Below are 23,904 nucleotides of genomic sequence, written 5' to 3' on the forward strand. Positions count from 1 at the left end.
TCAGACAGCCGCCTTCTCCAGGATGTGCACGCCGCAGGCGCTGCCGAGGCCGATGACGTGGGCGAGCCCGACGCGGGCGCCCTCGATCTGGCGGGGACCGGCCTCGCCCCGCAGGTGGGTGGCGACCTCCCAGATGTTCGCGATACCGGTCGCGGACACCGGGTGGCCCTTGGACTCCAGCCCGCCGGAGACGTTCACCGGGGTGGTGCCGTCACGCCAGCTCGCCCCGGAGTTGAAGAAGTCCACCGCGCCGCCGGGCGGGCACAGCCGCAGGTTGTCGTAGTGGACGAGTTCGGCGGTGGCGAAGCAGTCGTGCAGCTCGACGAGGTCCAGGTCGTCGGGGCCGACGCCGGCCTGCTCGTAGGCCTGGTTCGCGGCGGCCCGGGTGAGCGTGTTGACGTCGGGCAGCACCTGGCAGGCCTCCTGCCAGGGATCGCTGGTCAGCACCGAGGCGCTGATCTTGACGGCCCGGCGCTGCTGCTCGAGCGAGAGGGTGCGCAGCTTCGACTCGCTGACCACGACCGCCGCGGCGCCACCGTCACAGTTGGCCGAGCACATCGGCCGCGTGTTCGGGTAGGCGACCATGACCTCGTTCATGATCTGCTCAAGGCTGAACCGCTTCTGGTAGGACGCCAGCGGGTTCAACGTCGAGTGGGCATGGTTCTTCTCCGAGATCCGCGCGAAGAGCTCGAAGTCGGCGCCACCGTACTTGTGGTCGTACTCCATGCCGATCTGCGCGAACACGCCGGGCATCGTCTCGGTGCCGATCCGCCCGTCGATCGGGGCGACCGCGCCGAACCGACCCTGCGGCGACCAGGTGTCCCCCTGCCGCTGGGCGGTTCCGCCGGCGAGCAGCCCCGCCCCGGACAGCTTCTCGACGCCGACCGCGAGGCCCACGTCGGTCTCGCCGGCCCGAATCGCCATGATCGCCACGCGCAGGGCGGTGGCCCCGGTGGCGCAGGCGTTGGCCACGTTGAACACCGGGATGCCGGTCTGCCCGATCTGCTTCTGCAGCTGCTGGCCGAAGCTCGCGGCGGCCCGCATCAGGTTGCCCGCCGCCAGCACACCCACGTCACGCATGTGCAGGCCCGCATCGCTGAGCGCGCCGCGGGCCGCCTGCGCTCCCAGGTCCACGGTGTCAAGATCCGGGTGCTTGCCGAACTTCGTCATGTGGATGCCGAGGATCCACACGTTCTCCGCCATCGCCCTCTCCCGTCCCCACTGTTCCCACGCCGTCCGATGCCGCGAGCCCCCGGTGCGACCAGCTCCGGCCTGATCAGTCCCGGTGCTGTCAGCCGGCCGGTTCGAAACCGAACCCGACCGCTTCCGTACCGGCGGCGTCCGTACCGAGCGGAACCGTCGTCAGCCGCAGCTTCATCCCGACCCGAACATGCTCCGGATCTGCCGGCACGTTCACCACGTTGGCTCGCACGGACGTCCCGCCGCAGTCGACCACCCCGGCCACGAACGGCACCGGGATCCCCGGCGCCGCGTAGGAGACGATCGTGAAGGCTCGAAGTTCACCCTCCGTCGGCACGTCGACGGTCTGGAACGTGTCCGCCTCGCAGGCGGCGCAGGCATTGCGGCGGTCGAAGTAGCGGGCTCCGCATGCGGTGCACTCGTGTGCCGTGAGATGCGGTTGTCCGGTCAGGACGAGATAGTCGACGAGCGGGACGGGATCGCTCACGGGCCCTCCCTGCAGAGGCGGTGGAATCGGGGCGTGGCCGACGGCTGGCAACGGGAACAGTCAGACCATCGCGGCCCCCGAACGGCCAGGAAGCCGGGTCAGCCACGTATCCCGGGCAGGTGCAGACTAGCGCACCGTCCACACCGACGCCGGTGTTGCCGACCCTCATGATCCACAGGACGGAGAGGTCGCAGGACACCAGAAGCTGGACGGAGTATAGTTTCCTTAATGATCAGTTTAGCCGGTCTGTCACCGCAGCGCCGACCGTCCAACCAGGCCGTTTGTCGGCGACGGTGGGCTCGCGAGCCGGCAACTGTGACCTCTCCGCGCACAGATGGGCACGCCAGGTATTCGTGAGGATATCTGCCCGTGTCGCCGGACCTGGTCCAGCGCGATCCGGGCCACGCCGTGCACAGGCGCCATACCGGAAGTCCCAAGGAGCTCGCGCATGTCGGTGACCAGCCCCAGCGATGTCTACTACGACCCCTACGACTCCGAGATCGACACCGATCCGTACCCGGTGTGGAAGCGGATGCGGGACGAGGCGCCGCTTTACTACAACGAGAAGCACGACTTCTGGGCGCTCACCCGGTACGAGGACGTGGAGCCCGCCCTCGGCGACTGGAACACCTACCGTTCCGGCGAGGGAACGGTGCTGGAGTTCGTCAAGCAGGGCATCACCTTTCCCCCCGGCGCGATCCTCTTCGAGGACCCGCCGATTCACGACCTGCACCGCAAGCTCCTCATCCGGGTGTTCTCACCGCGGGCGATGAACGCGCTCGAGGAGAAGGTCCGCGGGTACTGTGCGCACACACTCGATCCCCTCGTCGGCGCCGACCGCTTCGACTTCATCGAGGATCTCGGTGCCCAGATGCCGATGCGGACCATCGGCTTCCTGCTCGGTATTCCCGAGGAGGACCAGGTGGCACTGCGCGACCAGATCGACGACGGCCTGCGGCTCAGCGCCGACGGCACGCTCAGCGACTATCAGCGTTCCGGGGACTTCAGCCCCGAGTCGTTCGGCGACTACGTCGACTGGCGGGCCAAGCACCCCTCGGACGACCTGATGACCCAGCTGCTCAACGCCGAGTTCGAGGACGAGAACGGCAAGGTGCGCAAGCTGACCCGGGAGCAGGTCGTCACCGTCGCCTTCCTGCTGGCCGGCGCCGGCAACGAGACCACCACCCGGCTGATCGGCTGGACCGGCAAGGTCCTCGGGGAGAACCCCGACCAGCTGCGCGAGCTGGCCGCGGACCGGTCGCTCATCCCGAACGCCATCGAGGAGCTGCTGCGCTACGAGGCGCCGAGCCCCGTGCAGGCCCGCAAGCTGTCCCGCGACGTGACCCACCACGGTCAGACCGTCGAAGCGGGCCAGATCATGCTGCTGCTCAACGCCTCGGCGAACCGTGACGAGCGGCGTTTCCCCGACGCCGACCGGTTCGACATCCACCGCAGCGCGCGCCACCTCAGCTTCGGCTATGGCATCCACCACTGCCTGGGTGCCGCGCTCGCCCGCCTCGAGGGGCGGGTCGCGCTCGACGAGGTTCTCAAGCGCTTCCCGAGCTGGGAGGTCGACTGGGACAACGCCGTTCAGGCCCGCACCTCGACCGTACGCGGCTGGGAGAAGCTGCCGGTCTTCATCCGGTAGCGCACACCCGCCGCGGCACCGACAGGTCGCCCGCTCGCCACAACGGCCCGCTCCCCTCCGGAGCGGGCCGTTTGTCGTCCACGCGACGACATAGTGGTGGCTCTGTGTCATTCACCTGGTAAAAGGCCAGGAAGATGACCGACAATGAGTCGGACGACCAGGCGGCCGGCAGGCCATGGCCGACCACCAGGTGTCGGGTGTCACAGCGGCGACACCGGCCAGCGGCCCGACACCGGTACACCATGTCCACCGGACGACGTCCAGCGGGAGAACCCGCGCCGGAGAACATGGCGTGCGCCGGCCCAGCGGTGACACAGCGCCCGAGAGGACCAAGGTGCCCGAACGTACTGATCGCGGAGCCGCCCTGCCCAACGCGTCCCGCGCCCGGCGCGACGTCGGCGAGCTGAGCAAGCGCCGCGGCACCGGCCGCACCCGGCGTGGGCGGCAGACCCGCGGCCAGCTGGTCGACGCGGCCCGCACGGTCTTCGAACGCGACGGTTTCCTGCATGCCCGGGTCGCCGACATCTGCGATCTGGCCGGGCTCTCGCACGGCTCCTTCTACACGTACTTCCACTCGAAGGAGGAGGTCTTCCGGGAGGTCGTCGACTCGGTCGAACTCGATCTGCTCACCCCGGAACCGGCACCGGCAGGCACCGACGCGATCGCCCGCATCCGCGCGGCGAACCGCCACTACCTCGAGACCTACGCCGCCAACGCCAAGATCATGCGCGTGATCCAGCAGGTGTCCACCTTCGACGCGGACGTGCGGCGCATTCGGGTGCAGCGCCACGACGAGTTCGCTCTGGCCATCGAGCGGCGGACCCGATCCCTGCAGGCCGCCGAACTGGCCGACCAGCGGGTCGACGCCGCCTATGCCGCGCAGGCCCTCGGCGGTATGGTCGCCTACTTCGCCGAGCTGCTGTTCAACTCGGAGAACACCGTCGGATTCGACCTGGATGCCTCGGTCGACCAGCTCACCCTGCTGTGGCGCAACGCCCTGGGTATCAGCGCCGACGAGTGACCGCCCGGGCCTCGGTTGATCCGCGGCCGCCGTCAGCTGTCAACGCACCGCATCAGGAATGTTGCGAGCGCCGACGATTACCAGCGCGGCACGTTGTCGAAGGACGACCGAGAGCTGGTCCGAGCCATCCTCCGACCACTGCCAGATGGCATCGATGGTGATGGCCTTCAACATGGTCGCCAGCGCCGTGATGCTGACCCGTTCGGGTAGCTGACCCGCTTCGAGAGCCGGTTGCAGAAGTGCGAGAAAAGCCTGCTCCAGCCCGAACGACTCGCCTTCGATCGCGGAGCCCCGCGGCATGCTCATCTGAGCGTCCAGGATCCGGCGCAACGCCGCCCGCGGCACCCGTTGCACCCGGCGGCCGAGCCGGTTCATCATCCGGTCGACCGCGGCGTCCAGCTCCCGCCCGGCGGCGATCTCCGCGAGGGCGTCCTCGTAGACCACCCCGGCCGTAATCCAGCCGGTGTGCAGGAGGATGTCCTCCTTACGCGCAAAATGCAGATAGAAGGTCGCCTTGGAGATGCCGGCCCGGGTCGCGATCTCCTCGGCCGTCGTTCGCTCGAAGCCGTTTTCATAGCCGCGCTGCGCCCACAGCTCCAATGCGGCCCGCAGAATCGCACGCCGGGTGTCTCGGGAACGTTCCTGGGCAAGCTGTGAACGCTTGGGAACCGCCCCCATCCGCGTCAGCGCGCGGGTCGGTCGGACAGCCCGTCCGCCGTGATGAACTGGCACCGGCACGAGCGGATACGCCAGCCGTCCGGGGTGCGCACAAGTTCGTCGGTGTAGACCGCGTTGCGGGGAACGCCATCAGTGCGGTCGATGAACAACAGGTTGCGGGTGGTGCGGGCGGTGTCCGCGCCGAGTATCTCGATCACCGGCGGGCCGCCGAGGTGCAGGCCGCCGGGGGCGGCCGTCGCCATCCGGCGCAGACCAGCATGGCCGTCGAAGGTCCGCCCGTACACGTGGTAGACGGCGTCGGGAGTGAACAGGGCGACCCAGCCTTCGGCGTCGTCCAGGTCGAGGGCCAGGCAGTAGCGGGCCAGCAGTTGGCTGATCGCCACCTGGTCGGCCGGGCCGGGCAGCCGGGCCTCCGCGCCGGACAGCGGCGACCTGGAGCCGTCGAGACCGGGTTCCGATGGGGTGGAAGCCGATGGGGTGGAGGATGCAACGGTCACGGCGAACTCCTCAGGACCTGCTGGCGAGCACGGCGTCGCGGCGGGCGATCCGCCAGCGGTTTCCGTTCCGGCTCAGGGTGTCGGTGTACCGGCCGATCAGACGTGGCTCGGGTGCGGGGCTGCCGAGGCCGAAGTACAGAAAGTCCGAGACGGCCACGGCGCCGTCGCCGTCGATCTCCACGAGGGTGTTGACGGTGACGTGCCGGCCACGCTGCTCCGCCGTGCCCTGCGACTTCTCGAAGAACGCGGCGAGTGCGGCCGTGCCCTGGTGCTCCGCGCCGAAGGCGAACACGGCGTCGGGGGTGAACAGCGCGAGCAGTTCGTCCAGCTTCCCGTCGTCGAGCAGGTGGCAGTAACGGACCAGGGTGTCACGGATGGCGAGCTCGTCGGCCACGGCGTCGGACATGTCTTCTCCTCACGATCCCCCGCGGGCAGAGGTGCCCCGCAGCTGCGGATGCGCCCGGCGCCAGCCGGCTCCGGCACGAGGCCGGCCCGGGCCGGTCGCCGCAGCGCGCCGACGGCGGAGATCCCGCCCGACGCAGGGCGACCGGCCCGAGATCGGCCTGGCTTTTCCTTGTTCGTTCTACCGGTCCCGGGCTACCGGCGTGGCACGGTTCTACCGACGCGCCCCGGACGAACCACCGGACGGCGCGGTGCGCACCTCCCGATAGGGGACGTTTCGGTCAAGTGCCAGTTCCCGGGGCATGCCAAGGACCCGCTCGCTGATGACGTTGCGGGCGATCTCCGTGGTGCCACCGCCGATCGAACCGGCCTGGCGCAACAGGTAGCGCATGCCGAGATCGCCGAGCACGTCGTCGTCGACGTCACCGGCGATCGCGCTCTGCCCGGCAAGCTCGAAGGCGATCGTCGCCAGCTGTGCTCCGGCCACCCCGTGCATGAGCCGGCCGACCGCGGCGAGCTGGTCGGAGCCCTTGCCCGACAGGATCAGGGCGTGCAGCCGGCGGTCCAGCTCGCTCGTCGCGACCTGCAGGGTGTAGGCCCGACCGACATCCTCGCGGGCCGCCGGGTCGTCGACCCGCCCCGCACTTTCCAGCAGGGTGAGCAGGTTGCCGGCCGGGTCGCCCTGGGCGGAGCCATAGGCGTTGGAACCGGTCGGGTGCAGCGCGTACGGCGAGGAGCTGAACGACCGCTCGTGCAGCAGCCAGCGGGTGCCCACCGTCCAGCCGTCGTCGATGCCGCCGATGCGGTCGGTGTCGGGCACCCGGACGTCGGTGAGGTACTCCTGGCAGAACTCGTTGCTGCCGTCGAGCATCTCGATGCGGGAGATCTCGATGCCGGCCTGGTGGATCGGCACCATGAACACCGTGAGCCCGCGGTGCTTGGGCACGTCCCAGTTGGTGCGGGCCAGGCACAGGCCCCAGTCGGACCACCAGGCACCGGTCGTCCAGATCTTGGAGCCGTTGAGCACCCAGTCGTCGCCGTCACGCACCGCGCTCAGCTTCGCGCCCGCGACATCCGAACCCGAGCCCGGCTCGGACAGGAACTGCATCCACAGTTCCTCGCCGCGCAGGATCTTCGGCAGGTGGGTGCGCTTCTGCTCCTCGGTACCGAACTCGAGGATGACCGTCGCGCACGGCGTCATGTTCGGGACCTGCAGCCGCTCGGGGAAGGAGTAGCCGGCGAGCTCCTGGTCGAAGGCCTCGGCGTACTCGCGGGCCAGGCCCTGGCCGCCGTACTCCTTCGGGAAACAGATCCCGGCGAACCCGCCGTCGAACAGCAGCCGCTGGATGCGCCGTTCCTCGGCGACCTCGGCGAGCTCCTCGTCGTCCGGGCGGACGAACGACCGGCCACGGTGGTCAGGGCCGATTCGCGGGATGTTCTCCGCGAGCCACGCGCGGGCCCGCGCCCGGAAGTCCTCGACAGATTCGATCTCGCTCACGCCTCGACCTTTCGCGCGCCCTTGCGGGCTTCCAACAGGGTGGTGATCCGCAGGCGATGTTCCCGCGCCGTGCCCAGCAGGGCGCTGCCGATGACCACGCGCCGCAGGTACAGGTGCAGGTCGTGCTCGTAGGTGACGCCGATGCCGCCGTGCAGCTGGACGCAGTCCTGGACCAGCTCCGGGCCGTACTCGGCCAGGTAGGACTTGGCGACGCTGGCCAGCTCACCGGCCCGCGGGTCGCCGCTCTGCACCGCGACAGCGGCCGCGTCCGCGAGGGCGTGGGAGGTCTCCAGCCACAGCTTCTGGTCGGCGACCCGGTGTTTGAGCGCCTGGTACGACGCCAGCGGCCGGCCGAAGGAGTACCGGTCGGTCAGCCAGCCCAGCGTGAGCTCGAAGGCGCGGTCCAGCGCGCCCACCATCTCGGCGGTCTGGATGACCAGTGCCGTCTGCAGCTGGTGCTCGACGTCCGCCGCCGCCGCACCCGCGGTGCCCACCAGCGCGGTGGCGGGCAGGCGCACGTCGCGCAGCGCCACCCGGGCGTACCGGCGCGACACATCGATCGTGCGCTGCGCGGTGATGGTGACGCCGGGGGTGTCGGTCGGCACCAGCAGCTGGGTCAGGCCGTCCCCGGTGCGGGCGGTGACCAGCAGGTAGGTGGCCTGCGCCGCGTGCTCCACGGCGACCTTGTCGCCCGAGAGCACCCACTGCCCGTCGGACTCGACGGCGCTCGCCGCCACCTCACCGAGGCCGCCGTGCGGCACCGGTTCCGCATACGCCCAGGCCCCGACGGCCGTGCCGGAGACGAGCTGTTCCAGCTCCGACTCGAACGCCGCGCCATCGGCCCGCGACAGCGCCCCGGCGACGATGTTCGTTCCCAGTAGCGGGCCGGGAGACGCCTGGCGGCCGAACTCGTAGGCGACCAGAGCCAGGTCCCGCAGGCCCTCACCACTGACGCTGCCGCCGCCGTGCTCCTCGGCGACCAACAGCGCCGCCCAGCCCAGCTCCGCGCCGGTCGTCCAGTACTCCGACTCGTAGCCCTCGGGACGGTTGCGCAACCCGCGCAGAACGTCGCTGGGCACGCTGTCCTGCAGGTACTTGCGGGTAGTGCCGACCAGGAGCTCCTGGTCGGCGCTCAGTCCCACCTTCATCAATGCCTCCGCCTCGCCGGGCTCCGGCGCCGCCGGCCCGGTTCGCCCGCTGTCAACCCGTCCGGTACGGCGATCCCGAACCCTGGCGACGTGCGCAGAACAGCAGCTCGGAGGATCCCTCCAGCAGGGGCGACGGCGCGCCTGTACGTTCACAGTAGACCGGTAGTCTGGACTCGGTCCACATTTGCGGCGATCATCCGGAGGGACCGGTTCGCAACGCGTTGCCGGTCGTATCCACCGCCGCTAGGGTCAACGAATATCGAGATCAATATAGATAGTTCCACCGGTGAGCCGCCACCTGAGCGGGCCGCGTGGTCCGGCGCCGGTCCACCCGGATCCAGCCCTCACGGTCCATCCCGGACCGCGCACCCCATCCATGATTTCCATCCACCTGCGCAGCGTGTCACCGGCAGCAGCGCATCCACCGGCCGGAGGTCGGCATGACGGCAGTGATGAAGGGCGTCCGTATCCTCGAGGTCGCCGAGCACACGTTCGTACCGGCAGCCTCGGCGCTGCTGGCCGACTGGGGTGCGGAGGTCATCAAGATCGAGCACGTCGAGCGCGGCGACGCGATGCGGGGCCTCGCGCAGACCGGCGTCGCGATGGTCGGCGGGCCGGTGCACGTGCTGCTGGAGCACTCCAACCGGCACAAGAAGAGCCTGGCGCTCGACCTGAAGACGGACGAGGGTCTGGAGATCCTCTACAAGCTGGCGGCGACCAGCGACGTGTTCCTGACGAACAAGCTGCCGAGCGTGCGGGCGAAGCTGAAGATCGACGTCGAGGACATCCGCGCCCACAACCCCGCGATCATCTACGCCCGCGGCACCGGCCAGGGCGAGCGCGGGCCGGACGCCGACCGCGGCTCGTACGACTTCCTCTCCTTCTGGGCGCGGTCCGGCATCGGCAGCGCCATGACGACCAGCGACAGCGAGCGGACCTCGTTTCCCCCCGGCCCCGGTTTCGGTGACTCGATCGGCGGCCTGACCATCGCCGGCGGCATCATGGGCGCGCTGTTCCACCGGGAGCGCACCGGCGAGGCGACCGTGCTGGACGTGTCGCTGCTCGGCGTCGGCATGTGGGCGCAGGGCCAGGCCATCGCCATCTCCCAGCAGCACAGGATCCCGCTGCACCAGTCGACCACCGGGCGCACCAACAACCCGCTCGTCGGGATCTACCAGACCGCCGACGGCCGTTCCCTGGTCTTCTCCTGCCTGCAGGCGGCGCGGTACTGGGCGGAGTTCTGCCAGCTCATCGGCCGCCCCGAGCTCGCCACCGACCCGCGCTTCATCGACCATGCGGCGCTCAGCACGAACGCCAACGCCGCGGCCGACGAGCTCACCGCTGTGCTCGCCTCGGCCCCACTCGCCGAGTGGCGCACGAAGCTCGCCACTTTCAGCGGGCAGTGGGCCGTCGCGCAGACCACTCTCGAGATCGGCGAGGACCCGCAGGCCCTGGAGAACGGCTATCTCCAGGACGTCGTCTCCGCGAACGGCACCGAGTTCAAGCTGGTCGGCGCGCCGATCCAGTACAACAGTGAGCCGCCGGTGGCCGGGCGCGCTCCCGAGCTCAACGAGCACGGGGACGACCTGCTGCAGGCCCTGGGCCTCGACTGGGACACGATCATCAACCTGAAGATCAAGGGCGTCGTGGCCTGAGCCAGGTCCCCTGCCGATGCACCAACCACGCGTGCGCACGTCACGCCGCGTGATCACTTCAAAGGAGATCCAATGCCGCTGACCTCCGACTCGTGGCATGAGGAACGACTACTGATCGACGGCGAGCTCGTCGAGGCCGAGAACGGCGCGGTCTACGAGAACATCAACCCTGCCAACGAGTCGGTCATCGGCTCGGCCGCCGACGCCTCGCGCGCCGACACCGAGCGGGCGATCGCCGCCGCCCGCCGCGCGTTCGACGAGTCCGACTGGGCGCACGACCTGGACCTGCGGGTCCGCGGTCTGCGCCAGCTGCACCAGGCCCTGCTCGACCACCGCGACCAGCTCGCCGACATCACCGTCGCCGAGGTGGGCGCGCCGCGGATGCTGCTGGGCGGGCCCCAGCTCGACGGCCCGATCGAGTTCGTCTCCTACTACGCCGACCTCGCCGAGAAGTACTCCTGGACCGAGCAGCTCGGCGTCGCCCAGACGCTGGCGGGCCCGGCGAACCGCTGGGTGGAACGCGAGCCGGTCGGGGTCGTCGCCGCGATCACCCCGTGGAACTACCCGAACCAGATCAACATCGCCAAGGTGGCTCCGGCGCTGGCCGCCGGAGCCACCGTCGTGCTCAAGCCCGCCCCCGACACCCCGTGGACGGGCCTGGCCCTGGGCCGGCTCATCGCCGAGCACACCGACATCCCGGCCGGCGTCTTCAACGTCATCACCGCCGCTGACAAGACCATCGGCGAGGTGCTCACCACCAGCCGGGACGTCGACATGGTCAGCTTCACCGGCTCGACCGCGGTCGGCCGGCGGATCATGGAGGCCGGCGCGGCCACCATCAAGCGGGTCTTCCTGGAGCTCGGCGGCAAGTCGGCGCAGATCGTCCTCGACGACGTGGAGGACATCGCCGCCGCGTCGGCGCTGGCCGTGTTCGGGATCTGCACCCACGGCGGACAGGGCTGCGCCACCGCCACCCGGCTGCTGCTGCCCCGCTCCCGCTACGAGGAGGGCATCGAGGCCGCCGCGGCCCTGATCGGCGCCATCTCCTACGGCGACCCGGAGGACCCGTCGAACATGACCGGTCCGATCGTCAACCGGGCGCAGCTGACCCGCATCGACGGCCTGGTCCGCCGGGGCGTCGAGGAAGGCGCCCGGGTCGTCACCGGTGGCGGCATCGCCACCCAGTTCGACCGGGGTTTCTACTTCCAGCCGACGCTGCTCGCCGACGTCGAGAACTCGATGAACATCGCCCAGGAGGAGATCTTCGGGCCGGTGCTCGTCGCGATCCCCTACGACACCGACGACGACGCGATCCGGATCGCCAACGACTCGATCTTCGGCCTGTCCGGCGGGGTCTCGGGCGCCGACCGGGAGCGGGCGCTGCGGATCGCCCGACGGATCCGCACCGGCACGATGTCGGTCAACGGCGGCATGTGGTACGGCGCCGACGTTCCCTTCGGCGGCTACAAGCAGTCCGGGATCGGCCGTGAGATGGGCGTCGCCGGCTTCGAGGAGTACCTCGAGCAGAAGGCACTGGCCGAACCGTCCTCCTGAGCGGTCGCGGCGGTGGGGTGAACGGCCTGCCCCGCCCCCTCCTCCGCTCGCGTACGACGTGCTCGCGTACGACGAACGGGGCCGGCGATCGCCGGCCCCGTTCTGACGTTCGGTGCTGGCCGCCGAGGAACCGGCGACGGCCAGGCAGGATCAGTCGATCGAGATGTTCAGGACCTCAAGGGCGTTGGTGCGGGCAACGCGCAGGGTGTCGCTCTCGGACAGACCGGACAGCGACTCGGTGAGGAAGTCGGCCGGCTCCCGGGTGCCCTCGGCGTGCGGCCAGTCGGAGCCGAGCAGCAGCCGGTCGACCCGCACCCCGTGGGAGACGAGGTGGTCGATGTCGTCCTCCCAGAACGGCGTGATCCACACGTGCTTGCCGAAGGTGTCGCTCGGCTTCTCCTTGAAGTAGCCCGGGTTGCGGTTGGCCGCGTCGTCGAGACGGTGCAGCAGCTCCGGGGCCCAGGAGGCGCCGTTCTCGACACTGGCGAAACGCAGCGTCGGGAACCGCTCGAAGACCCGGTGGCAGACCGCGGCGGCGTAGAAGTCACTGACCGCGCGGCTCTTGGTCACGATGCCGCGCAGCGGCGAACGGAACAGCGACGTCTCCTCGCCGCCGGGCTCCCACATCTTCACCAGGACGTCGTAACCGTCGAGCCCGGCATGGGTGGCCACCGGGATGCCCGCCTCGGCCGCGAGACCCCAGAACGCGTCGTACACCGGGTCGAACGGCGAGCGGTGGCCGCCCGGCGTCGGCACCGGGGCGTTACGCATGTTGACGGCCACCGCGCCGGCGTCCAGCACCCGGCGCAGTTCCTTCGCGGCGAACTCCGGGTCGAGCATCGGGATGTAGGGGACCGCGAACAGCCGGTTCTCGTACCGGAAGCCCCAGTCCTCGTCGAGCCACAGGTTGAACGCCCGGAACACCGAGTTGCTGGCCTCCGGGTCGGCACGGATGGCGTCCTCGACGCCGACCCCGAGGGTGGGGAACAGCAGGGTCGCGGCGAGGCCCTGCTCGTCCATCACCGCGAGACGCGCCTTGCGGTCGCGGTACTCGGGCCGCACCGGCTCGAGCTCACCAAAGGCATCTTTGATCAACTGCTGGCGCGGGTTGCCCCGGTACCAGTCGAACAGGGCACCGGGCTTGGCAACCGGATCGAACACCGGGTTCGCGATGTAGGAGTTGACCGTTCCGCCCACGAGGAGGCGACGCCGGCCGTCCACCTCGGCCCACCGCACCCCGCGGTAGCGCAACGAGCGGTCGGCGTGCCTGGTGAACGCGTCCTCCGACTCGTAGTAGTGGTTGTCGAAGTCGAAGATCCAAGGCTTCGACGCCTGGTCCGTCTCCGTCACCTGGTCCGTCACGATCCGCCTCATTCCCGATCACTGCCCACACGGCTTGACGCCGAACTCGGCGGCGCCAGAGTATTGATCCCGACATCGGTGTCAATCGATGTCGAGAAATACGCAGTCATCCCGACCGCCCGCCACAGGAGCTGACGCCGACCTGTCCAACACTTCTACTACTGAGATACAGCAACTTACCCATTCGGTGCGAGCGGTACTCGGAGAGACGGCCAGACCAGCGGGCGCCCCGGTGGTCGATCCGTCGTGGCGCGACGGATGGCCGGAGCTGGCCGGCATCGGCCTACCTGGCCTGTGTGTTCCCGAGGATCGCGGCGGGGTGGGACTACGGGTCGACGCCGCCGCGGCCTGCGCCACCGAGTGCGGCGCCGCCCTGCATGGCGGCCCGCTGGCCGGCCTGACAGCCAGCGCCCATGTACTTGCCCGCAGCAACGGCGACCCGGTGGTGGACGAAGTGCTCGAGGGCATCCTTGTCGGTGAGCGCATCTGCGCCTTCGGCCGCCTCGCCCCTGCCGGCCAGCACAGCCCCACCCGTCAGCACAGCCCCACCGGTCAGCACAGCCCCACCGGTCAGCACAGCCCCACCGGTCAGCACAGCACGGACAACGGCGCACGCGGTGCGGTCGGCGGCGAAGGCGTCCGGCTCGCCCGTCGGGTCGACGGTGCCCCGCAGGCCGACGCCCTTCTGCTGCTCGACCCGACGCGCCAGTGCGCCGTCCTGCTCACCGAGCCGGACACCTGGCAGCTCACCACGGGCCCCGACGGCTTCGACGTCTCCCGAGGATGCGCCGACGTCGCCGTACGGGCCGACGCGCTGGCAACCGGGCGCCGGCTCACCGACCTGGGCCAGGCCGTCGACCTGTATGAACTGCTGCTCGCCGCCGATGCCCTGGGCAGCGTACGGCGCATGCTCGAACGCACCGTCGCCTACGCCGCGACGCGGCACACGTTCGGCCGGCCGATCGGCGCCACCCAGGCCGTCCAGCACCGCCTGGCCGACCACACGGTGCGCGCCCGCGGCATGAACCTGGTCGTCGCCGAGGCCGTCCGACGGCTCGGGACGGACGCATCGCACGACACGGACGCCACCGGCGGGACTCCGGGAACCAGCGGGACCTCGGAAGCCGGTGAGCGCAGCCGGTGGGTGGCGCTGGCCGGGGCGTCGGTCAGCTCCGGCGCGCCGCACCTGCTGCACGACCTCGTGCAGCTCACCGGGGGCATCGGCTTCACCTGGGAGTACGGGCTGCACCTGCACGAGCGACGGGTTCACCAGGACGCCCGGCTGGCCGCGAACCCACGAGCGGCGCTGCGCTCGCTCGTCCACAGTGCGGGATGGGCCGATGCCCGCTGACGTCGACACCGGCCGACAGGCCGAGGCCCGCGACGAGATCGACGCCTATCGCCGCGAGGTCCGCGCGTTCATCGCCGAGCACGGTGTGCGCATGCCGGCCGAGGGTGTGCGCGTCCCCCGCGATGCCGACCACGAGAAGCGGATCCGGGCCTGGCTCGCCGCGCTGTACGCGGCCGGCCATCTCGGTGCCGGCTGGCCGGTGCGATGGGGCGGGCGGGCCGGGCATCTGCCCGTCCACGACCTGGTGCTGATGGAGGAGCTGATCCGCGGGGACGCCTACCGCCCCATCGACCAGGTGATGCTCGCCGCCCACTCGCTGCTCGAGTTCGGCAGCGAGGCACAGCGGCGCGAGCTGCTGCCGAAGATCCGCGGTGCCGAGCACATCTGGTGCCAGCTGTTCAGCGAACCGGAGGCCGGTAGCGACCTCGCCGCCCTGCGCACCCGGGCCCGGCCCGCGCCCGACGGCGACGGCTGGCTCGTCTCGGGGCAGAAGATCTGGAGCACCGACGCGCAGTGGGCCGACATGGGCATCCTGCTGGCCCGCACCGACCCCGACGTCGCCCGGCACGCCGGCATCACCGCGTTCGTCATCCCGATGACCCTGGCCGGTCTGGACATCCGCCCCATCCGGGAGATGACCGGGCATGCCGAGTTCTGCGAGGTGTTCCTCGACGAGGTGCGGGTCGGCCCCGAACACGTTCTCGGCGAGGTGGGTGGGGGCTGGCAGGTCGTCACCTCGGGGCTGGCGTCCGAGCGGGCGTTCGTCGGCGCCAACTCGGTACAGCTCGAGCGCATGTTCACCGACCTGGTCGCGCTCGCCCGCGCGGCCCGGTTCGCCGACGGCACCGCGGCGATCACCCACGAGGACATCCAGGCGAAGCTCGCCGGGGCGTTGGTCCGCGTCGAGGAGGTCCGCCTGATCGTCCGCGACGCCGTCGACCGCATCCTCGTCGACGAGGAGCATCCCAGTGACGGCCCGGTCGGCAAGCTGGCCTACACCGAGCTGAACGTCGCGCTGACCGAACTTGCGATGGAGATCATCGACTCGGCCGTCGTCGTCGACGACATCGCCGCCGAGGTCGTCGCCCGTTGGCACCACAACTTCCTGTGGGGCCGGGCCCTGACCATCTCCGGCGGCGCCTCGGAGATCATCCGGGGCCTGATCGGCCGCCAGCTTCTCGGTCTCCCCCGCGCCTGACTCCGCCGCGAGGCCCGGCAGCGGACCGGACCGCCGTCCATGACGGCGCCGGCCGGGCGGGCGGAGGATCAGGCCACCCAGCCCGGGTTCGCCGGCAGGTCACGCACGGTGCTCGGACGGATCTGGCGATAGGCGTCCACCACGGGAACGAGTTCGGTGGGGGTGGCGCCGTGCAGGATCACGCCGGTCACACCCAGGTCGAACTGGTCGACGACAGCCTGCGCGCACTGGCTCGGCGAGCCGGTGGCACTGGTCGCGAGCCACTGCGCCGGGATGAGGGTGGCGATGTGCTCGAGCTGGGCGGTGGTGGCCTTGCCGTCGATCGCCCCCTGGAACCCCTTGACCAGCGGGTCCTCGCGGAAACGGGTGAGCACCGCCGGGTCCCAGTCGTTGACCCGGACCATCAGGTCGCCGTAGCCACGCAGGTAGGAGGCGAGCCGCCCGACGGTCTTGCGCAGCCGCAGATCCTCGGGGATCTCGTCGGAGACGGTGGCCAGCACCGACCACACCCGCACACTCGCCGGGTCGCGCCCGGCCGCCTGTGCGCCCCGGGCGACCGCGGCCAGCGCCCGGCTGACCGCCTCCTCCGAGTAGTAGGTGTGCAGCACCACGGCGTCCATGCAGCGCCCGGCGAGCTCGAGTGACTTCTCCCCGAGCGCGACGAGCAGCAGCGGGATGTTCTCGTCGAAGTCGCGGTCCTGGGCCAGGTACGGGTAGCGGCCGGCGGGACCGTCGTGGCGCAGCACCGTCTCGCCATGCCAGAGCCGGCGGAGCAGCCCGGCGATGTCCTCCAGCTGGGCGGAGGTGATCGGGTCGAGGCCGAGCCCGCGGAACATCGCGTCGAAGCCCCGGCCGAGGCCGAGCGCGAACCGCCCACCGGTGAGCCGGTGCATGGTGGTGGCCACCGTGGCGGTCACGATCGGGTGGCGGGTGTTGTGGTTCGTCGCCGCGGTCGCGATGCCGATGGACTCACTCACCGCACCCGCCGCGCCGGAGAGGGTGGCCGCCTCCTTGGTGTTGAACCGCTCGGAGACGAACGCGGCGCCGAGGCCGATCCGTTCGGCCACGCGTACCTCGTCGACCAGGTCGCGCGGGCTGTCGCTGTGCCCGGCCAGGGTGTAGAAGCCCAGCTCGTTGAGCTGGTGCCCCGCAGATGTGGTCACTGGGTGTCTCCTGCTGTGCCCTGCGGCGCCGCGGGCACCGCCAGGCGGTCGAGGTACTCCTGTCGGAGCGGGACCTTGTAGAGCTTGCCGGTGGGCAGCCGGGGCAGCTGGTCACGGAAGTCGACCACCCGCGGCACCTTCGGTCCGGACAACTGGCGCCGCACATGCGCCCGCAGCTGTTCGGCCAGCTCCGCGGACGGCCGGGCCTGGTCCGCCACCTGGACGACGGCCTGCACGAACTCGCCCATCTCCGGGTCGGGCAGGCCGAACACCGCCACGTCCGCCACGTCCGGATGGGTGATCAGGGCACCCTCGATCTCGGCCGGGTAGATGTTCACCCCACCCGAGATGATCGTGAAGGCGGCTCGGTCGGTCAGGTACAGGTAGCCGTCCTCGTCCAGGTAGCCCAGGTCACCGAGGGACAGCCAGGTGTCGTGGTCGGGATGGCGGGCGTCGCGGGTCTGATCCGGATCGTTGTGGTACTCGAACACGGAGGTGTCGCGCTCGAAGTAGATCGAGCCGGTGCGTCCCGCGGGCAGCAACGCGCCGTCCGGGCCGCAGACCCGGATCGTGCCGACGACGGCCCGACCGACCGAGCCGGGGTGGGCCAGCCACTCGTCCGAGTCGATGCGGGTCATGCCGATGCCCTCGGTACCCGAGTAGTACTCGGTGACGATCGGCCCGAACCAGTCGATGATGTCCCGTTTCACCGCGACCGGGCACGGGGCGCCCGCGTGGATGATCCGCCGCAGGGACGACAGGTCGTAGGCGCCGCGGACCTCCGCCGGCAGCTTCAGCAGCCGGACGAGCATGGTCGGCACGGCCTGCAGGTGGGTGACCCGCTCGCGCTCGATCAGCTCGAGCACCTCCCGGGCGTCGAACTTCTCCATGACGACGACGGTGGCACCGATCTCGTGCACACCACGGACCCAGCCGAGCGGGGCCGCGTGGTAGAGCGGGGCCGGGCACAGGTAGACGGAGTTCTCGTCCATGGCGCCGACGGTGCGGCACAGGGTGGCGCCCGGCGAGTCACCGGGCGCGTCGATCTCGGCGTCGGCCAGCGGCCTTTTGATCCCCTTCGGCCGCCCGGTCGTCCCCGACGAGTAGAGCAGGATGTCCCCGCGCGGCTGGTGGGCCAACGGCTGCGCCGGACAGGCCGCGATCGCCGGTTCGTACGACTCGAACCCCGCGGGCCACCCGTTGCCAGGGGTGTCGGGATGCGCCGGGTCGGTCGGCCCCGCGAGGACCAGGCGGGTCGCGCAGCCGGGCGAGTCCGCGACCGCCTCGGCCGCGACCTCGACCAGCGACGACGTCGTGACGAGTGCGCGGGCGTCCGAATCCGTCAGGATGTGGGCGACCTCCGGCGCGGTGCCATAGCGATTGATCGCCGTCAGGTACAGGCCGGAGCGCATCGCGGCCCACAGCACCTCGAGGAACCGGGGATGGTTCTCCGCGAGAAGGGCGAGGGCGTCGCCCCGGCGCAGACCGCGCTCCTGCAGCAGCCGGGCCAGTTGCCGGGAGCGCAGCTCCAGGTCCTGGTACGTGACGACCGTTCGGGAACGGGCCATCACGATCGCTGGCTTGTCGGGCGTGAGCTCGGCGATACTCCCGGGATACATGCTGCCTCCAGGCGTCGTTTCCGCGGCGTGGCACGCAGGCATCAACCGGTCGCGCAGGGCAGTGGCCGACGATGCCGGTTCCGCTCCCCCTCGCCGAACACAGCTGGCCCGGCCCGCGGGCGACACTCTGTGCCACCGGAACCACGTGCCACCGGAACCACGTGCCACCGGAGCCACGTGCGGCCGGTGCGGCGAGCAGTCCGCAGGGTGCGAGGACGGGCGTCAGGTTAGCGCATGTCAATGTTGATGTCGACATCAAGGTTAAATCCAGGCTACTGTGGCCGCACGGCCGGACCAGCAGCGACGTACGAAGGGCAGCTAGGTGGCTTCCACGTTCTCACCCCCCGCCGCGGGCGGGCGGCCCTGGCCTGCGGATCTCGGCATCATCGACACCCTGGTGGGGATTCCGCAGGATCCGGACTCGTTGTACCGGTCGATCCGGGCGGCGACCCGCGACCGGGAGTCCCGCGAAGAGTTCGTGATGCCGGCGTCCTACATGTTTCATGACGTTCCGGATGCGCACGGCCAGGATGTCGACCCCATCGCGTTCCTGCTCGACGAGATGGACCGGCACGGCGTCGAGGTCGGGCTGATCAGCCTGACCGCGAACCCCGAGGTCGCCGAGCGGGCACTGGCCAAGCATCCCGACCGGTTCGTCGGTTCGATCACCTGCGACCCGAACCGGGGAATGGAAGGCATCCGAGCCCTGGTCCGGGCGCACGAGCAGTTCGGCGTCCGCGGGGTGAACATCGCCCCGCACCAGTGGGTTCCGCAGGTCGCCATCGACGCGCCGCTGATGTACCCGATCTACGCCAAGTGTGTGGAGCTCGGCATCCCGGTGTTCGTCACCGTGGGAATCGCCGGCCCCCGGGTACCGTCGAGGGTGCAGCACGTCGAGCTCGTCGACCAGGTGATGTACGACTTCCCCGAGCTCGTCTTCGTGATGCGCCACGGCGCGGAACCCTGGACCGAACTCGCGGTCAAGTTGATGATCAAATGGCCGAACCTCTATTATTCGACCAGCGCCTTCGCCCCGAAATACTACCCGAAGGCGATTCTGGACTACGCCAACTCCCGCGGCGCCGACAAGATTCTCTACGCCGGCTACTTCCCCATGGGCCTTTCCCTCGACCGCATCATCCGCGAACTCGCGGATCTGCCGCTCAAGGAAAGCGTCTGGCCGAAGTTCCTGCGCGGGAACGCCGCCCGCATCCTCGGTATCTCCGGATGAGGAAGGTCTCGTGAACTTCGCTTTCACCGATGAGCAGAACGAGCTGCGCCGTATGGTGCACGACTTCCTCGACGAGACCTCACCGGAGACCGAGGTCCGGCGGCTGGCCGAAACCTCCCTGGGTTACGACCCCGACGTCTGGCTGCGGTTCGCCGGCGAGCTCGGCCTCGCCGGCCTGGCGATCCCGGAGGAGTACGGCGGCGCGGGCTACGGGTTCGTCGAGCTCGGCATCGTGCTGGAGGAGGCCGGGCGGGCGCTGTTCGGTGCCCCGCTGCTGTCCAGCGTGGTCCTGGCCGCCTCGACCCTGCTCGCGCTCGGCGACAAGTCGGCGAACGCCGACTACCTGCCCGCCATCGCGGCCGGCACGACCACCGCCACGCTCGCTTTCGCCCCGCCGTCGGCACGCCTCGTCGACACGGACGCCGTGCGGGTCGACGCCACCCGCGACGCGCGCGGCTGGACGCTGACCGGCACCACCTCGTACGTCCTGGACGGTCACACCGCCGACCTGCTGCTCGTCGTCGCCCGCACCGGGGCGGGCCTGTCGGTGTTCGCCGTGGACGGGGCCGCGCCCGGGGTGGCACGCACCCCGCAGCAGACCGTCGACCAGACCCGCCGGCAGGCCACCATCGTCCTTGACGCGGCGGCGGCCCGGCTGGTCGGCGAGGAGGGCGAGGCCTGCGCGGCGCTGGCCGGGGTGTTCGATCTGGCGACCGTCGCCCTCGGCGCCGAGCAGGTCGGCGGGGCGGCCCGCGTGCTCGAGCAGGCGGTCGAGTACGCGAAGATCCGCGTGCAGTTCGGCCGGCCCATCGGCTCGTTCCAGTCCATCAAGCACAAGCTGGCGGACCTGCACCTCACCGTCGAGTCCGCCCGCTCGGCCGCCTACCACGCGCTGTGGGTCGCCGCCGAGAGCCCGGACGAGCTGCCCGAGGCGGCGAGTCTCGTCGGTGGCTGCTGCGGCGACGCGTTCGTCACCACCGCCCGGGAGAACATCCAGGTGCACGGTGGGATCGGCTTCACCTGGGAGCATCCGGCGCACCTGTACTTCAAGCGGGCACACAGCTCGCGACTGCTGTTCGGCACGCCCGCGCAGCACCGCCAGCGCCTCGCCGGCCTGGTTTTGGCCGCGTCGACCGACTGACCGTTACCTGACCGCCAGTACGGCGGGTGGAGGCAGAGACCTGATGTCGATCTCGTCCGCCGTGGGCTCCGAAGCGGGCTCCGAGGACTTCGAGGACCGCGCCACGTTCACCGCGCGCGTGCGGGCCTGGTTCGAGGCCAACGCGCCCCGGCGCGGCTCGGCCGAGGACTTCTCCGCCGTCCACGTCGTGTCCGGCCAGACCGTCGAGGAGTTCAACGAGCGCGAGGAACACGCCGTCGAGGTCACCCGGAACTGGCAGCGCAAGCTGTACGAGGCCGGGCTCGCCTCGCCCTCCTGGCCGACCGGGTGTGGCGGGCGGGGCGCGCCCGAGTGGGCGGACGAGGTCGTCCTGGCCGAACAGTCCCGCTGGGGCGTGTCGACGAAGATGTTCGCCGTCGGCCTGGAGATGGCCCCGGCCGTGCTGTTCGGGCACGGCAGCGCCGAGCAGCGCGCCCACTACCTGCCGCCGATCGTGCGCGGTGAGCAGACCTGGTGCCAGCTGCTGTCCGAACCCGGCGCCGGTTCCGACCTCGCGAACGTCCAGACCAGGGCCACCCCGGTTGAGGGCGGTTGGTCGGTCAGCGGCCAGAAGGTGTGGACCTCGCACGCCGGCGGCGCCGAGTACGCGCTGCTCATCGCGCGCACCGGCACCCGCGAGGAGGGCCGCAAGGGGCTGTCCTGCTTCGCGCTGCGGATGACGCAGCCCGGCATCGACATCCGCCCCCTGCGGCAGATGTCCGGTGGATACCACTTCAACGAGGTCTTCATCGACGGCGCGTTCATCCCCGAGATCGGCCTGATCGGTGGCCTCGGCGACGGCTGGCTGGTGCTGCGCACCATGCTCGCCAGTGAGCGCGCCGCGATCGGCGGCGGCACCGGCGCCCGGTCGTCCACCCAGCTCATCGGTCTGGTGCGCCGGCTCGGCCTGCAGGACGACGAGGGCGTCCGCGAGATCGTCGCCGCCGCCGTCATCCGGGAGCGCACCCTGGACTTCACCCGTTTCCGGATCGCCGCCGGTCATCGCGTCGCCGCGGCGGGCTCGGTCACGAAGCTGCTCTACTCCGAGCATGCCCGGCTCAGTTCCGAGGCGGCGATGACCGTCCTGGGTCTGGCCGGCACCGTGGCCGACGACCCCGAGTCCGCCCCCTGGATCGAACGGCTGCTGTTCGCCCCCGGCCTGCGCCTCGGCGGCGGCACCGACGAGATCCAGCGCAACACCATCGCCGAACGCGGCCTCGGCCTGCCCCGCTAGTACTACAGAACCAGTGATCTTTGTGTGGTCGCTGCCTGCCTGGCGATGCCTTGGGCGGCGTGGATCCGGGTCTGGTAGTGGTAGTAGCGGGCGTGGGCCTGGTGGCCGCGGCGCCAGTCCGACCACCAGGTGATCATGCTGGGTGGGAGTACGGCTTCGGTGAACAGGGCGAAGACGTGGCGGATCTCGTTGAGGGTGAATGGTGTCCTCATGTGCCTGTCTGGTTCTGGCTGTGCGGCGACGGGTAGGCCGCCGGGGAGGCGCTTGTATCCCACGGCGGTCATTGTGGGCGGGACGGCCGGCGGGTGCTGTTCGCGGTGTTTCGTCGCGGTGACGGTGAGCCAGGCGTGGGCGAGCATCGCCAGCGTGATATGCCGGTACCAGGCGTGGTAGAGCCGGACCTGGTAGTGGTCGAGGCCGACCTCGTTCTTCCCGGACTGGAAGCATTCCTCGATTTCCCAGCGGCGTCCCGCGACGGTGACGAGTGTTCCCAGCGAGACCGGCCGAGGGCTGTGCGTGACGAAGAAAGCGAGTTCTTGTCTGCCGGAGCGTGAGCGGCGGATCAGGATCTGTTTGGGTCGATCGTCCGGGCCGGCAGGGTCGGTGGTGTCCACCAGCGCCCAGTCGTACATCCGGGGTCCTTTCGAGCCGTCCGCGCAGGAATATGTTTTCCACGCGCGGGCGGGTATCTTCGCGGCGAGGGTATCGACCCGGAAGCGCCCAGCGGCCGTGGAGACCCGTGGCTTCGTCGCGAACCCGACCCGGCCTGGCACGCCTGCCGCCGCGCACCGGGCCCGGTCCTCGGTCCAGCTCTCGGGGAGATAAAGCTCCCGGTCGACCGGTGCCCGCCCCCTGGCGGAAACATAGGCGGCGAACACCCCGATCTGACAGTTCTCAATACGGCCGGTCGTGCCACTGTACTGACGTTGCACCCCTGCCGAGGAGGTTCCTTTCTTCACGAAACCTGTCTCGTCGACCACCAGCACTCCGTCCGGTTCGACCAGATGCTCCACCACATAGGCCGTGACCACGTCGCGTACCCTGTCGGCGTCCCACGCGTACTCGTTCAACAACCGCTGCATCTTCTGCGGCCCGGATTCACGGCCGAACTCCGCGAGCGTCCACCCGTTCTTCCGTTCGGTCCGAGACAGCAATCCCGCCACATACGCCCGTGCCTGCGCCCGGGGCTGATCAGACCGGAAGCAGTCTTCCATCCGGCCGAACAGCTCCTCCAACCCCGCCTCCCACATCGCCACATCCACCTCGGATACACTCTGAGCCGCGGCCACCGCGGTCTCTCGCTTTGTTTCCACAAAACATGGAGAAACACACGGTGGCCGCTCGTCCGCCCACACCACACCGCACTCGAAGCAAGAGACCACACTCCGACCGCTGGTGCTGTAGTACTAGCCCTTGCGGCCCATGGCCCCATACATGCTGACCTCGGCGTCGGTCACGCCACTCGGGTCAGCGTCGGCGCGCCAGCGGTGCGGCGCGGTGATGCCCGGTTCGACGAGATCCAGGCCGGTGAAGAATCGGGCGATGTCCTCCCGGCCGCGCGTCTGTAGGGGAATACCGCGGTCGCGGTAGGCCTGCGCCCCCTGGCCACCGGCCGGGACAGGTCGAGAGTGTCCTGCGACTCGGGTGCGCCGAGGATGCTCTCGACATCACGCGGGTCGGCGTCCAGACAGGCGGTGGCACAGGCCGGTGTACTGGCGAACAGGGCGCGAGCATGGGTGAGCGCGATGGGTACCACCCCCGGGATACACATGCCCCTGCCCTACGCGTCCACCGTCCCC

At 70.2% G+C, this 23,904-nt stretch carries 20 protein-coding genes and 2 pseudogenes; 9 read left to right on the forward strand and 13 right to left on the reverse strand.

All coding sequences use genetic code 11. The features are described from left to right. Positions 1-1,203, reverse strand: coding sequence for a thiolase family protein (locus MXD59_RS05975; protein WP_248823774.1), 1,203 nt, complete (start codon positions 1,201-1,203; stop codon positions 1-3). Positions 1,204-1,291: 88 nt separating this feature from the next. Then, complete coding sequence (locus MXD59_RS05980; protein WP_248823775.1) at positions 1,292-1,687, reverse strand: Zn-ribbon domain-containing OB-fold protein; 396 nt, start codon at positions 1,685-1,687, stop codon at positions 1,292-1,294. Positions 1,688-2,135: 448 nt separating this feature from the next. On the opposite strand from MXD59_RS05980, the gene MXD59_RS05985 reads away from it, so the two are divergent. Both MXD59_RS05985 and MXD59_RS05990 read left to right on the forward strand, forming a co-directional pair. After that, a complete protein-coding gene (locus tag MXD59_RS05985) occupies positions 2,136-3,335 on the forward strand; it encodes a cytochrome P450 (protein WP_248814667.1) in 1,200 nt (399 codons plus the stop codon). A 334-nt stretch (positions 3,336-3,669) separates the two neighbouring features. Next, the gene (locus MXD59_RS05990; RefSeq protein ID WP_248823776.1) at positions 3,670-4,356 is read left to right on the forward strand and encodes a TetR/AcrR family transcriptional regulator; all 687 of its coding nucleotides are present in this window, start codon (positions 3,670-3,672) and stop codon (positions 4,354-4,356) included. Positions 4,357-4,395: 39 nt separating this feature from the next. Here the strand turns inward: MXD59_RS05990 and MXD59_RS05995 are convergent, their stop codons facing one another. The 5 genes from MXD59_RS05995 to MXD59_RS06015 all read right to left on the reverse strand — a co-directional run bounded on the left by MXD59_RS05995 (position 4,396) and on the right by MXD59_RS06015 (position 8,579). Then, positions 4,396-5,034: a TetR family transcriptional regulator gene (locus MXD59_RS05995; RefSeq protein WP_163547232.1), complete on the reverse strand. Its 639-nt coding sequence runs from the start codon at positions 5,032-5,034 to the stop codon at positions 4,396-4,398. A 5-nt stretch (positions 5,035-5,039) separates the two neighbouring features. After that, on the reverse strand, positions 5,040-5,438 hold the full coding sequence (locus tag MXD59_RS06000; protein ID WP_372511942.1) for a nuclear transport factor 2 family protein: 399 nt from the start codon (positions 5,436-5,438) through the stop codon (positions 5,040-5,042). Positions 5,439-5,541: 103 nt separating this feature from the next. Continuing rightward, complete coding sequence (locus MXD59_RS06005; protein WP_248823777.1) at positions 5,542-5,937, reverse strand: nuclear transport factor 2 family protein; 396 nt, start codon at positions 5,935-5,937, stop codon at positions 5,542-5,544. A gap of 210 nt (positions 5,938-6,147) precedes the next feature. Continuing rightward, positions 6,148-7,431: an acyl-CoA dehydrogenase family protein gene (locus tag MXD59_RS06010; protein ID WP_248823778.1), complete on the reverse strand. Its 1,284-nt coding sequence runs from the start codon at positions 7,429-7,431 to the stop codon at positions 6,148-6,150. After that, positions 7,428-8,579, reverse strand: coding sequence for an acyl-CoA dehydrogenase family protein (locus MXD59_RS06015; RefSeq protein ID WP_248823779.1), 1,152 nt, complete (start codon positions 8,577-8,579; stop codon positions 7,428-7,430). Before MXD59_RS06015 ends, MXD59_RS06010 begins: the two co-directional genes overlap by 4 nt. 440 nt (positions 8,580-9,019) lie before the next feature. Between MXD59_RS06015 and MXD59_RS06020 the strand changes: the two genes are divergently transcribed. After that, on the forward strand, positions 9,020-10,234 hold the full coding sequence (locus MXD59_RS06020) for a CaiB/BaiF CoA transferase family protein (protein WP_248823780.1): 1,215 nt from the start codon (positions 9,020-9,022) through the stop codon (positions 10,232-10,234). A gap of 72 nt (positions 10,235-10,306) precedes the next feature. Continuing rightward, positions 10,307-11,788 carry an aldehyde dehydrogenase family protein gene (locus MXD59_RS06025; RefSeq protein ID WP_248823781.1) on the forward strand — a complete coding sequence of 494 codons (1,482 nt, stop codon included), beginning with the start codon at positions 10,307-10,309 and terminating at the stop codon, positions 11,786-11,788. A 150-nt stretch (positions 11,789-11,938) separates the two neighbouring features. On the opposite strand, the gene MXD59_RS06030 is transcribed toward MXD59_RS06025, so the two are convergent. After that, positions 11,939-13,150 (reverse strand): amidohydrolase family protein, encoded by a 1,212-nt coding sequence (locus MXD59_RS06030; RefSeq protein ID WP_248814658.1) that lies wholly within the window; start codon positions 13,148-13,150, stop codon positions 11,939-11,941. A 232-nt stretch (positions 13,151-13,382) separates the two neighbouring features. Here MXD59_RS06030 and MXD59_RS06035 point away from each other — a divergent pair, with 232 nt between their 5' ends. Continuing rightward, entirely contained in the window at positions 13,383-14,501 is a 1,119-nt protein-coding gene (locus MXD59_RS06035; RefSeq protein WP_248823782.1) for an acyl-CoA dehydrogenase family protein, read from the forward strand. Further along, complete coding sequence (locus MXD59_RS06040) at positions 14,491-15,699, forward strand: acyl-CoA dehydrogenase family protein (RefSeq protein ID WP_248823783.1); 1,209 nt, start codon at positions 14,491-14,493, stop codon at positions 15,697-15,699. The genes MXD59_RS06035 and MXD59_RS06040 overlap by 11 nt, the downstream gene beginning before the upstream one ends. A 68-nt stretch (positions 15,700-15,767) precedes the next feature. Here the strand turns inward: MXD59_RS06040 and MXD59_RS06045 are convergent, their stop codons facing one another. Then, complete coding sequence (locus MXD59_RS06045; RefSeq protein WP_248823784.1) at positions 15,768-16,862, reverse strand: TIGR03857 family LLM class F420-dependent oxidoreductase; 1,095 nt, start codon at positions 16,860-16,862, stop codon at positions 15,768-15,770. Further along, positions 16,859-18,481 (reverse strand): acyl-CoA synthetase, encoded by a 1,623-nt coding sequence (locus MXD59_RS06050; RefSeq protein WP_248823785.1) that lies wholly within the window; start codon positions 18,479-18,481, stop codon positions 16,859-16,861. The genes MXD59_RS06045 and MXD59_RS06050 overlap by 4 nt, the downstream gene beginning before the upstream one ends. 322 nt (positions 18,482-18,803) lie before the next feature. Between MXD59_RS06050 and MXD59_RS06055 the strand changes: the two genes are divergently transcribed. The 3 genes from MXD59_RS06055 to MXD59_RS06065 are packed head-to-tail and all read left to right on the forward strand — an operon-like array spanning position 18,804 to position 22,105. Continuing rightward, positions 18,804-19,712 carry an amidohydrolase family protein gene (locus MXD59_RS06055; protein WP_248823786.1) on the forward strand — a complete coding sequence of 303 codons (909 nt, stop codon included), beginning with the start codon at positions 18,804-18,806 and terminating at the stop codon, positions 19,710-19,712. 10 nt (positions 19,713-19,722) lie between these two features. Further along, positions 19,723-20,853 (forward strand): acyl-CoA dehydrogenase family protein, encoded by a 1,131-nt coding sequence (locus MXD59_RS06060; RefSeq protein ID WP_248823787.1) that lies wholly within the window; start codon positions 19,723-19,725, stop codon positions 20,851-20,853. 43 nt (positions 20,854-20,896) lie between these two features. Beyond that, positions 20,897-22,105 carry an acyl-CoA dehydrogenase family protein gene (locus MXD59_RS06065; RefSeq protein WP_248823788.1) on the forward strand — a complete coding sequence of 403 codons (1,209 nt, stop codon included), beginning with the start codon at positions 20,897-20,899 and terminating at the stop codon, positions 22,103-22,105. 2 nt (positions 22,106-22,107) lie between these two features. Here the strand turns inward: MXD59_RS06065 and MXD59_RS06070 are convergent, their stop codons facing one another. The 3 genes and pseudogenes from MXD59_RS06070 to MXD59_RS26865 all read right to left on the reverse strand — a co-directional run. Then, the gene (locus MXD59_RS06070) at positions 22,108-23,361 is read right to left on the reverse strand and encodes an IS701 family transposase (RefSeq protein WP_248823860.1); all 1,254 of its coding nucleotides are present in this window, start codon (positions 23,359-23,361) and stop codon (positions 22,108-22,110) included. A gap of 150 nt (positions 23,362-23,511) precedes the next feature. After that, positions 23,512-23,696: pseudogene (locus tag MXD59_RS26860) on the reverse strand (SAM-dependent methyltransferase); the annotation flags it as partial. A 72-nt stretch (positions 23,697-23,768) separates the two neighbouring features. After that, a pseudogene (locus tag MXD59_RS26865) lies at positions 23,769-23,876 on the reverse strand (SAM-dependent methyltransferase); the annotation flags it as partial. Positions 23,877-23,904: the final 28 nt, after the last annotated feature.

It is taken from the genome of Frankia umida (assembly GCF_023242945.1).
GTDB classification, from domain to species: Bacteria; Actinomycetota; Actinomycetes; order Frankiales; family Frankiaceae; genus Frankia; species Frankia umida.